The organism is Bacteriovorax sp. DB6_IX (assembly GCF_000447775.1).
GTDB lineage: Bacteria > Bdellovibrionota > Bacteriovoracia > Bacteriovoracales > Bacteriovoracaceae > Halobacteriovorax_A.
Window position 1 is genome coordinate 1 of the sequence record NZ_AUNJ01000451.1, and the last position, 10,236, is coordinate 10,236.

Below are 10,236 nucleotides of genomic sequence, written 5' to 3' on the forward strand. Positions count from 1 at the left end.
TGAACTTTCTTGAAAAATTTCTGAAAACTACAGAATAACGTCATAAAAAGTAGGGGCCAAAGAGGCCCCTTTTTTATTGATATCCACTCTGGTAAAAATATTTCTTCTGTCATTTCATACTATTTTCTTACAGCTATTTAACTTTCAAATACTTAGCAAAGAAAACTCTACAATCACATTTGACGCTTATCTCATAGCATGCCATGTTAAATACATATTCATGGGGTGAGATATGAAAGTAATTCTAATGGCGACAGCGCTAGTTTTTTCAGTAATGACTATTAATGCTACTAATGTAGATACGGATTCTAAGTCTGTTCAATTAATTGCGAAGAAAAAGAGTATTCCAGTTGATGATGAGGGTCCAATTAAACCACCACCAGGCGGTGGAAAAAATGGTGGAAAAGGTGGAAAGAAAGGTGGGAAGAAGCACCTAGCTTAGGTTACTTCACTTCTTTTGCTTTTTCTAAGATCTTTTCAATATCTGCATGCATCTGCAGCAGTTTCTTCATTTTTAGAAAATATGGTTTAGCACCGGGGGCCTTGGCATAGGCTCCCTTGATAAGCTTATTCATTTCAGCTTCTAGCAACTTTGCTTCACTACTAAATAGAGCTATTAATTTAACTTGAGCCTCGAGGGTATCAATTTCTCCTCGATTACTTACTGGGCTTGCAGCAGAAGTCGGCAAGTGATGAATTTTAGCACCCTCACCAGAAAGTTCTGTCTCACTAACAGAAGAAGATGCAGGAGCCTTTTTCGCTTCATCATAGGCCGTAAATTCAAGTTTAACGACTTTTGCATTAGAGCTTTCTTCTTTCTCTTTTGCTTTTTGAATGTCCTGTTTAGGTGCTGCACTCATGCCTTACTTATCGGACTACACTCACATTACTTGAGTCAAAAACTCCGTTTTTATAAATATCAACTAGTTAGAGCAGCTCTCAAGGTTCAATAAATTCTTTTTTGACTGAAGTCCCAAAGAAAATCCGCCTATACCATTTGCAGCTACCACCCGATGACAGGGAATAATAAATGGAATTGGATTCTTTCCACAGGCACTTCCTATGGCCTGATAGGCCTTTGGGCGTTGAATTCGCTGCCCAATCTCACCATAGCTAACCGTCTCTCCATATGGGATTTTTAACATCTCATTCCACACTGCAAGTTGAAATTCTGTTCCCTCTGGTTTTAAAGGAAGATCAAATTCCTTTCTCGCACCAGAAAAGAATTCACGTAGCTGAGTTTGCGCCTTGAAAAAGTGCTCAGGAAGATTTTTTTCGTCAATATTATTATCTTCTTTTACAATTTCTACACTTCTGATATATCTTTCGCACCCAGAAATTTTTATCATTCCAAATTCAGATTTAAAGGTAAGTTGCATGAGAAATCCTATTGCTATTATTGACTGTGCTATCGGTGAACCATCGTACAATTGTATGAATAAGCTTGTCGAGAAGTTTAACCAGCCCTTTACTTACCACTGGGTCTCAAAGGAAGGCTGTCAATCACTTGATTTCATCGAAGAGGCTTCCGGCTATATCATCTTTGGAAGTGATTCAAATGTTAGTGATAGACTCGAGTGGCAGGTTGATCTTGCCAAGAGAATGAAAGAAAAGCTTCTTAAAAATGTTCCAGTGATGGGAATATGCTTTGGTCACCAGTTGATGGCAGATGCCTTTGGTGCAACTATCGATCTCGTTACTCCAGATAATAAGTGCTTTGAAGGTATTCGAAAGCAAGAGATCCTAACATCACACTACGGCTTTGAAAAAGACTCTCAATTTAATATTTTTATTACACATCACTATGAAGTGAAGAATCTTCCAGAGGGCTTTGTTCACCTAAGTACTTCTCCAGACTGCTTCTATGATGGTCTCGCCCATAAAGAGCTGCCGTTCTTTAGTTTTCAAGGACACCCAGAGGGCTCAAGAAACTTCGTAAAGTCACATATTGAAGTTGATCTCACTCCGGAGCAAATTCAAAGTGGTCTTGACGGCGGTTCTTCAGTTATCAAGAAGTTCATTGAACTTGTAGACAATCACTGCGCTGGATAGATAATCGATCGGATCACTTCTTTAAGATAAGTTAAATAAGGCTTACGATACTTATCTAACTCATTATGAATTTCGTGGTAAGCTCCCTCAAATGGAGTTAGTACGAAGTTCTTCTCTGTCTTCGTAAAGTAAGTTTCTAATTCTTTAACGCCAACAATTCTATCCCCTGTTCCATAAGAACAAAATGACGGAACCCCTGCATTTATTTTTCGGCGCCCCACTTCTTTAGAATTTTTCGCAAGTTCTATCAACAGTTTTGTATGGAGCTTGAGATGGTTAAACTCATCAGCCAGATAATCATCAATAACGCTTGGGTTATGAGAAAGATTCTTTAAATCTACTAAACCGCCAAGGGGAATACTTGGCTTAAAATTCGCAAGTTTTTGGAAAACTGAACCAGGTAGGAAATCGACAACTTTCCCAAGGGCCCCAGGAAAACCAATCGGAGGAGCATTAACAATCACACCTTCCGGAGACAGATCTTCTCTTTTATTCTTTTGAACAAAACCAAGAGTTATAAGAGCTCCCATAGAGTGTCCAAAGAGAATAAACTTTTCCATGCCATACTTCTCTTTAAGATATTCAAGACAATCTTCTAAGTCATCATGAAATTTTGTAAAGTCACTTATATAAGCCTTCTCACCCGTGCTTCTCCCATGGCCTCTCAAGTCATATTGAAAGACATTAACATCATGTCCACAAAGGTTGTTCATATAAGAATGTCGACCAAGATGCTCACCTATTCCATGAGTCACGATTAGCCAATACTTAGAGCCACGCTCAAGAGTTTCAGTGTATAGCTTGACACCATCTCGAGTATTTATCGTCCTTTTAACTGGCTCCATTTTTTCTCCTTAAAAAACTTTCCATTTTGACTATAATATAATGAAAGAAAAGGTTGGTATTATGTATTGTCCTAAATGTATGAATAATAGTTTACATGTTAATTCTCGCGGTGTCATGCACATCATCGTCAATGGAAAGCAAATGGATGCGGGAAGGTTTCTCTATCATCTCGATGACAGTGAGGTTCAATTCTATAACGACCTAAGTGCAAAATTAGAAGAGTTCTTTAAATGGTATTCAGGCTTTCAAAATGTCGAAAGTATCACAAAAGTAGAAATCGCAACCAGTGATGTCTCATGTGATAATAAATGTCGCCTACCACTTAATAATAAATTCTCTGTTGTTGATAATGTGATCCCTGTTAAGAAATTAAAAGAGATTTTGGAAAATCTTGGGACTAAATACAAACTCTCAATTGAGATTGTCGTCTAGCCCCTATCGGATTCTATTCTTCTGTATCACTTGCCAGTAACTTGATCTTGGCCTCAAAAAACTCAGCTGCTTTTTGCTCTGTCGCCTGCTCTAGTAGTTCTTCAAAAATCGTTAAATCAAATTCCAGTTCAGTCATATGCCTTGCCCCTTTATAAAAAGTCCCTCGCTGGCTTTTATAAAGTTTAATATGTTTTGACATTTGTCGGTGATATTTGTGTTTTCTTTACTTATTCTTGATCGAATGCTCTTCAATCGCCTGATATTACGTCGAAGTTTTTTTCTTAAATTGTGTAAGAAGTTTTAAAATTTGCCAACATTTGGCGCTTTATAAAGAAAAAGAGGGACTTACGTCCCTCTTCTTTAGATATGTAAATTTAAATACTTAGCTTAGAAATCCCAGTCATCATCTGAAGCACGATTAACTTCAATCTTCATGACCCCTTCTCTCACTTGACCATCTTTATAATGGAAAGTTGCATCTCCTACAAAACGTAGATCGTAGTAGTCCATAACACTCATTCCAAGCTTAGTCTTAACAGTGTAGAGATCAGTAACCATCTCAAACTCAAGAACCTTTGCTCCCGATTCACCTTTATAGAATTTTAAGTTCTTAATCTTTCCATTCTCAAGGCTATACTCGTTATAACCATTCTTATCATTAATATCCACAAAGAGAGTAAGCTCTTCAACAGTGTTTCCATCTTCACTTAGAGTGAGCTGAGAATACTCATCAGTATCTCTATCAATGGCCATTGTCGTTGTCAGAAAGTTTCTTCCAATATCTTTTTGAACAGCATCTAGTAACTGAAGAACATAACCTTCTCCAAGTCCGTAAACTTGGTTAATTAAAAACTCAACCTGAGAAGATGCCTTATCAAATGATTGGCATTGATTCTCAATAGACGTCTTTGTCGAGCTCGTTGAGTTATCTACAACTAGTGTTTCTACTGAATCTGTATACTCCTCACAATCATAGAATGACTCTCCTTCTTCCTCTGTTGTTTCATCAGCAACTAACTTATAAGTTCCGTCTTCATCAATAACAGGAAAGAAAAGTAGGTCTTCAAAGAGTGTTTCAATATCTGAGTAAATCTCAAGTTGTACTTCTTCTGTAATAAGCTGTTGCTTAAATGCAGAGTCTCTTAAGAAACCAATACTAATAATTTGGTTAACGATTGTCGCATACTTCTCATTAGGAGTTAAAGCGGAGCTGATACCAAGCTTTTGCTTACTCGCTCTCTCAGAGAGAAGAAAGCTCTCTGGAAAACCTTCTGCTCTATAATTATTAAATTTAGCCCCTAGAAGATTGGCATATTTTGGCGCCAGATCATACGAAAAGTTCTTTAAGTCCTGTGCATTAGGATAGGCCAAAAGAGTGACCGCTCTAATATCTGATTCAAAGTCGTCACCGCTTACAGTCAGACCTTGGATACTTACTCTCTGAACTTTCTTTTCTGGTGCTGAAATAATATCTGTACTTCGACTACATGAAAGAAGTGAAGCTAAAACTAAAATAAATCCTATTCTATTAAACATCATTCTCTCCTCTCTTAGAAAAACATCGTAAAGTCTAGTGCCGTAATTGGATCTTTTACGACATTCTTCCCACTAGAGATAACCGAGTGTGAAACTGATAGTGATAGTGGAACGGGAAACTTCTTCTGTCTAAAAAGCGAAATCGTGTCATAGCTCGCTGAAAAGGTAAAACTTCCCATTCTCTGAATAGTGTCCTTACCAATATTGTCATACCAGCTCTTCTCAAACTTTGTTCCAGTGTACTTATCTCCACCCTTATACTGAAGAGCGTAGTTTGTTCCAAAACCAAAACCTAGATATTTTGCTTGAGCAGCTAGTTGAACAGAAGAAAGATCTCCTAAATCTCTATCAACATTTTCGTCAATATAAGGAGTCAGTTTAGAACCTCTCCAAAATGGAACTCTCTTCGCCTGCTTATCAGCAAATTGTACGGTATGAGAAACTTGAGAAGAAAGAGTTAGCCAATTCATTGGGTAGTAATCATAGTTTACACTTAGCCCAAAGTCTGTTTGTCCATCTCCACCAGGAAGATCGACAATCTTATTTAAGTCTTCTTCTCTCCCCGTAGGTAGAGTTAACTCACCAGTCACAACAACTGAGTTTAGTTTATTTTCAAAAGTCTTATACTTAGTCACAAGCTTAATATCACCAAGCTTTGTTTCATCTTCATTGCGAAGGGCCTTATAACCATACTCTTTTAATTTTTCACTAACAGGAGAATTCATTTTATCTTGAAACTCTTCTTGTTTTTCTGGAGCGTAACCAAGTTCATTCACGACTTGATTATAAAGAGATGAATTATTGTGAATAACACCAGTATCCACATTCAAGCTTGTTTTGATAATAGGAACAGCAATTGCCGCTGTTAGCTTACTCGTTAATCCCCAAGCAAAAACTGGTACAGTTACCGTAGCATCAAGATTTACCTGTCCCGTCGCAGAACCAAAAGAATCAGATTCATTAGCACCAACTTTATTCATGGCCGCAAGAATCTCACCTTGCTTCTTTGGATCTTCTGTTCCTGAAAGAATATTCCCAAACGATAAGTTTTGAAAGAATGGATCAGCTAATGAAACGCTATTTCCATTGCCATCATACTTCTCTAAACCTTGGGCAAAGACACCCTTAATACTTAGATTTCTAACACCCTTAGGTAGTGTTTTTGCTCCTGGAAGACCAATTGGTCCTGAGATATTTCCGGCAGAGACTCCAAAACAAGTCATCATGGCCGCTAAAAAAATACACTTCTTCATTATTCACTCCACGTGAGTATAGAAAGAGAGACCCATATAGGGTCTCTCTTATAACTAAAGTTTAATTTTCTTACTTACAGATTTTTTTGAAGTACTTAAGAACTTTTTTATCGTCTTTAGATCCACCTTTAAAAAAGGCAGTTAGTTCTCTCTTTGTCTCTGGGATCATTGATGAGTCATAAGCTGCGTAAGCTTCATCTCCACCCTTATAAAGTGCAGAAGCGGCCTTAATAACGTTACAGTACTTTGCACCTTTTTTCTTTTGCTTCATGATTCCCCACATGTAGAAAAGAACGTTATTAACTTGTCCAGAAATCTCAATTTCTTTTGAACCAATATTTACTTTCTTTAATGTTGATTCATAAGCTTCTTCAAGGTGATCAAAACCATCTGAACTAGATGAGAATGGAAGTTTAATCATCGCCTTACCAATGATTCTTGAAAAACCATAATTATGAACAGTCTTATCAAGTGAAAGCCCTGCTAATAGTGCTGGCTTAAGCTCGTTTGGCCATCTTGTTGTCGCCATTTCAATTGCTCTTGGTTCACCATACTTAGCGAGGTTGGCCGAGTACCAATAAAGAGCATTGGCCTTTTCTAATCCTGAAGTTCTTTGAACTGCGAAGTTTGCTGCTTCATATCCTCTAACAAGAAAAGACTCTTGATAGTCAGTTGAACCACTAACAGAAGTTCCTGCATAATATAGAGCTTCTGCTTCTTTAATCTTTAGTGCTGCTTTTTCAAGTTCACTTGAAGCTTGATCAGCAAGATTCTTATAAATATCTGCTGCCTTTACTGCATTTTGAGCATCTGCACCTCTATTTAGATATAGTGATGAAGCTTCTTCGATCGTGTTCGCACTTACAGTTGATGCTAGAAGCATCCCTAGAATAAGTTTTTTCATTGTCTCTCCTCTTTAATTTGGCCAGGCCAAAGTCTCTCTTTCTTATGTCTCTTAATATTGTTCTTTGCTCGAATTAAACCTTTGCTAACACAAGAAATCTTGTCCGTACTCAAGAAATTTAATTCATGTAACAAATTCACAGTGGCAAACACTAATCATTAAGACCTGGAAAATCAAGAGTTTTCAGGGGTTTATATTGAATAATTCCTATTGAGAAGGTAAGATAAGTCCATGAAAATACCTGGAATACCTACATGTAAAGATGTTTTTGATAAGCGCTTTGAGGCCGATGAGCTCAGTTTCTCCAAAAAGCTTATGAGAAAGCTTCATATTTCAATGTGTAAGAACTGCCAGAACTTTCAGGCCACAATGCAAGTCATTGAAGACAAGATGAAGACGACCCTCAATAATAGGGCCTCTCAGGCCACTAAGGAAGATATTGAGGATCTTAAAAAGCGTATTAAAGACGAGATTATAAAGTAAGCTCCAAGTGATAACCTGCGTGCTTTCTCATATTAACCACTCCCGTATCAAAGATTAAATACTGTCCCTTAATTCCCTGAAGTGTTCCCTCGATAATTGGGTTCTTATCAAAACCAAGTGACTTAACCTTTGTTGGATATTCCAGAACAGGATATTCAATATGAGTGATATCTTCTTCAACATCCTCTGCATCAAAATCATCAAAGATATCTGCGAAATCGTCATAGATTTGCTCTCTTAAAGATTCGAGATCCTCATCCGCAACTTCATTCATTAGCATCTTTCGCCAATTTGTTTTATCCGAAAAGTTCTTAGCAATTTCGATTTCAATCTCACCAGAAGTCTTTCTATCATCGACTTTTAAGATCGGTAGAGCATAACTGGCCCCTTGGTCTATCCAACGAGTCGGGATTTGTGTGTGTCGAGTGATTCCAACTTTTACATGAGAAGAAACGGCAAGATAAACATAGTGAGGGATAAAACAATTTTTTTCCCCCCACTCAGGCTCACGACACGTCCCCTTATGAAAGTGACAAAGCTCTGGCTTAACAATACATGTGTCACATTGAGCGAGCGTGATAAAAGACTTATATGAGTACCCTTGCCCATAGGACTTCTTGATCTGTTCTCCGGTATGAATACAGTTAATCTGTCCTTTAAATTCAAACTTTAATTTTTGACCTACTAGAGCATTCATATCAACTCTGTCATCTCCCATTGGTAAATGATAAAGTGCTTTAGAATCCACTAACTCTGTCGACATCTTTCTAATATTGCCCTTGTACGACATTATCTAACCTCTTATTTCCTTAATTACGATGTAAAAAATCCTTTAGACTATCAATGACATTCAATGGAATCTCATGACCTCCAGAAAAAGGATGATACTCATAAGTTTCAAGGTGAGACTTTAATATCTCACTTAATTTATTTGCCATATTGATAGGAAGAACAGGGTCCATATTTCCATGGGATTGGAAAGTTGCAAGAGTCTTAAGTCCCCCAATCTCTGCCTCAAATCTCTTTTGATCATAGAGTGTACTCGATAGAAGAAAGAGCTTTGATAATAAGCTTGGATTTTTCAATGCTAGAGAAGTACTAACCATCGAGCCTTGAGAGAAACCTCCCAGGAAGATGTCTTGATGCTGGGATTTTAAATTATTTATAAAGACTTCAAGCTGGTCCGTAATTTGTTCAAGCCCTTCCGGGGAATGATCCGCGAAGACATGCTCAAAATTACCACTTACGATGGCTTGATTCAGCTCCATCATATCGATAGGAAACCATGCCTTTCCTCGCATCCCCATTCCAATATCAACTGATAATGGCCCGTCTACAAAGTACCAGTTTAACTCTGATTTAGGATCGAGATACTGATAGAGAGGTGCTAAGTCTTGAAAGCTTGCCCCATACCCATGAAGAACAACAACGGCCGTTGAAGAACTTCCCTTTTGTGTTATCACATCAAAGTTATCAATTCTTTCAAAATTCATTAGGCCCTCTTAAATTCCATTGGTTTCTTTCTGTTGGGATAACATGTACGACATATCTCACATTCAATGCCGTGACATGATCTGGCCTTACAATATTCTCTTCCATAAAAGATAATCTGTAGGTGAAGCTTATTCCACTTTTCTTCAGGGAATAGTTTTTTTAGATCCTTTTCGGTCTGATCAACATTCTTTCCATTTGTCAGTCCCCATCTCTGGGCCAAACGATGAATATGAGTATCAACAGGAAATGCCGGAACATCAAAGGCCTGGGCCATAACAACAGATGCGGTCTTATGACCAACTCCTGGCATTTTCTCTAAGGCTTCAAAACTAGCAGGAACTTCTCCCGCATGCTCTTCTAAGATCATTTCAGAGAGACGGTGAATGGCCTTGGCCTTACGAGGAGCTAGTCCACATGGACGAATGATATTCTCAATCTCTTCAACCGTAAGCTTTACCATTTTCTTGGGATTATTTGCCTTCTTAAATAAGTGAGGCGTCACCTGATTTACTCTTTCATCCGTACACTGCGCGGATAAGAGCACAGCAATGAGTAATGTGTACGCATCAGTGTGATCTAGAGGTACTGGTGTCTCCGGATAAAGTTCTTCTAATTTTTCTACAATATATTCTGCTCTTTCTTTTTTTAACATAGCTCTATTTCTATCAAATCTTGAACATTCACGAAAGTAGAAGTAACCTAGTGACGCGCTATGAAAAATATATTTATCCTTCTCATTCGCTTTTACCAAGTCTTTATCTCACCATTTTTAGGTAAGAATTGTCGCTTTTACCCAAGTTGCTCAGAATATACTAAGGAATGCTTCGAAAAGTTTCCGGCCCATAGAGCATTTACACTTAGCGCCAAAAGAATCTGTAAATGCCACCCCTTTAGTGAAGGTGGTCTTGATCCAGTTCCTGATGACACTTCAAAGAACTCAAATAAGGAAGATGAATCTAATGCTTAAAATATCTCTTATCTTAATACTCCTTCTTTCATCATCACAACTTTTTGCCAGTATAAAATCAGAGGTCGAAAAAATCGCGAAGAGTGACTTAGGTAAGAATGACATATTGGGACTTTCTATTATCCATAAAGGTAGTGAAACTCTCAATATCAATGGAGAAAAGAGCTTTATTCCGGCAAGTACATTTAAAATTCTTGCCTCGTACTATATTTTAGAAAAACTCGGGGCAGACTACAGATTTAAAACTATTTTAGGATATCGTGGAAAAA

At 37.7% G+C, this 10,236-nt stretch carries 16 protein-coding genes; 6 read left to right on the forward strand and 10 right to left on the reverse strand.

What is annotated here, in order from left to right:
* The first annotated feature begins 232 nt into the window (after nt 1-232).
* Nucleotides 233-442 (forward strand): hypothetical protein, encoded by a 210-nt coding sequence (locus M901_RS13965; RefSeq protein ID WP_021278862.1) that lies wholly within the window; start codon nt 233-235, stop codon nt 440-442.
* A 1-nt stretch (nt 443) separates the two neighbouring features.
* On the opposite strand, the gene M901_RS13970 is transcribed toward M901_RS13965, so the two are convergent.
* The gene (locus M901_RS13970; protein ID WP_034722389.1) at nt 444-860 is read right to left on the reverse strand and encodes a hypothetical protein; all 417 of its coding nucleotides are present in this window, start codon (nt 858-860) and stop codon (nt 444-446) included.
* Nucleotides 861-923: 63 nt separating this feature from the next.
* Complete coding sequence (locus tag M901_RS13975; RefSeq protein ID WP_021278861.1) at nt 924-1,379, reverse strand: methylated-DNA--[protein]-cysteine S-methyltransferase; 456 nt, start codon at nt 1,377-1,379, stop codon at nt 924-926.
* Between M901_RS13975 and M901_RS13980 the strand changes: the two genes are divergently transcribed.
* The gene (locus tag M901_RS13980) at nt 1,378-2,052 is read left to right on the forward strand and encodes a type 1 glutamine amidotransferase (protein ID WP_021278863.1); all 675 of its coding nucleotides are present in this window, start codon (nt 1,378-1,380) and stop codon (nt 2,050-2,052) included. The genes M901_RS13975 and M901_RS13980 overlap by 2 nt on opposite strands.
* Here the strand turns inward: M901_RS13980 and M901_RS13985 are convergent.
* Nucleotides 2,037-2,897 (reverse strand): alpha/beta fold hydrolase, encoded by an 861-nt coding sequence (locus M901_RS13985; protein WP_021278853.1) that lies wholly within the window; start codon nt 2,895-2,897, stop codon nt 2,037-2,039. The two genes, M901_RS13980 and M901_RS13985, sit on opposite strands and share 16 nt — an antisense overlap.
* A gap of 40 nt (nt 2,898-2,937) precedes the next feature.
* On the opposite strand from M901_RS13985, the gene M901_RS13990 reads away from it, so the two are divergent.
* The gene (locus M901_RS13990) at nt 2,938-3,330 is read left to right on the forward strand and encodes a hypothetical protein (protein WP_021278858.1); all 393 of its coding nucleotides are present in this window, start codon (nt 2,938-2,940) and stop codon (nt 3,328-3,330) included.
* Between the two features lie 13 nt (nt 3,331-3,343).
* Here the strand turns inward: M901_RS13990 and M901_RS18245 are convergent, their stop codons facing one another.
* The 4 genes from M901_RS18245 to M901_RS14005 form a co-directional block, all read right to left on the reverse strand.
* Nucleotides 3,344-3,466: a hypothetical protein gene (locus M901_RS18245; protein ID WP_021278864.1), complete on the reverse strand. Its 123-nt coding sequence runs from the start codon at nt 3,464-3,466 to the stop codon at nt 3,344-3,346.
* Between the two features lie 251 nt (nt 3,467-3,717).
* Nucleotides 3,718-4,866, reverse strand: a complete 1,149-nt coding sequence (locus M901_RS13995; RefSeq protein ID WP_021278865.1) for a lipoprotein — start codon at nt 4,864-4,866, stop codon at nt 3,718-3,720.
* Between the two features lie 14 nt (nt 4,867-4,880).
* On the reverse strand, nt 4,881-6,119 hold the full coding sequence (locus M901_RS14000; protein WP_021278852.1) for a hypothetical protein: 1,239 nt from the start codon (nt 6,117-6,119) through the stop codon (nt 4,881-4,883).
* Nucleotides 6,120-6,189: 70 nt separating this feature from the next.
* Nucleotides 6,190-7,023, reverse strand: a complete 834-nt coding sequence (locus tag M901_RS14005; protein WP_021278866.1) for a hypothetical protein — start codon at nt 7,021-7,023, stop codon at nt 6,190-6,192.
* A gap of 231 nt (nt 7,024-7,254) precedes the next feature.
* Between M901_RS14005 and M901_RS14010 the strand changes: the two genes are divergently transcribed.
* Nucleotides 7,255-7,506 (forward strand): hypothetical protein, encoded by a 252-nt coding sequence (locus M901_RS14010; protein ID WP_021278855.1) that lies wholly within the window; start codon nt 7,255-7,257, stop codon nt 7,504-7,506.
* Here the strand turns inward: M901_RS14010 and M901_RS14015 are convergent.
* Genes M901_RS14015 through nth form a run of 3 tightly spaced genes read right to left on the reverse strand, consistent with a single transcriptional unit; the run spans nt 7,496 to nt 9,652 of the window.
* A complete protein-coding gene (locus M901_RS14015) occupies nt 7,496-8,296 on the reverse strand; it encodes a DUF2797 domain-containing protein (RefSeq protein ID WP_021278856.1) in 801 nt (266 codons plus the stop codon). The two genes, M901_RS14010 and M901_RS14015, sit on opposite strands and share 11 nt — an antisense overlap.
* A gap of 19 nt (nt 8,297-8,315) precedes the next feature.
* Nucleotides 8,316-8,999, reverse strand: coding sequence for an alpha/beta hydrolase (locus tag M901_RS14020; RefSeq protein ID WP_021278860.1), 684 nt, complete (start codon nt 8,997-8,999; stop codon nt 8,316-8,318).
* Nucleotides 8,999-9,652: an endonuclease III gene (gene nth, locus M901_RS14025; protein WP_021278857.1), complete on the reverse strand. Its 654-nt coding sequence runs from the start codon at nt 9,650-9,652 to the stop codon at nt 8,999-9,001. Before nth ends, M901_RS14020 begins: the two co-directional genes overlap by 1 nt.
* 60 nt (nt 9,653-9,712) lie before the next feature.
* Between nth and yidD the strand changes: the two genes are divergently transcribed.
* Both yidD and M901_RS14035 read left to right on the forward strand, forming a co-directional pair.
* The gene (gene yidD / locus M901_RS14030; RefSeq protein ID WP_021278854.1) at nt 9,713-9,967 is read left to right on the forward strand and encodes a membrane protein insertion efficiency factor YidD; all 255 of its coding nucleotides are present in this window, start codon (nt 9,713-9,715) and stop codon (nt 9,965-9,967) included.
* On the forward strand, nt 9,960-10,236 hold a 277-nt coding region (locus M901_RS14035; RefSeq protein ID WP_021278859.1), incomplete at its 3' end, for a D-alanyl-D-alanine carboxypeptidase. The genes yidD and M901_RS14035, both read left to right, overlap by 8 nt.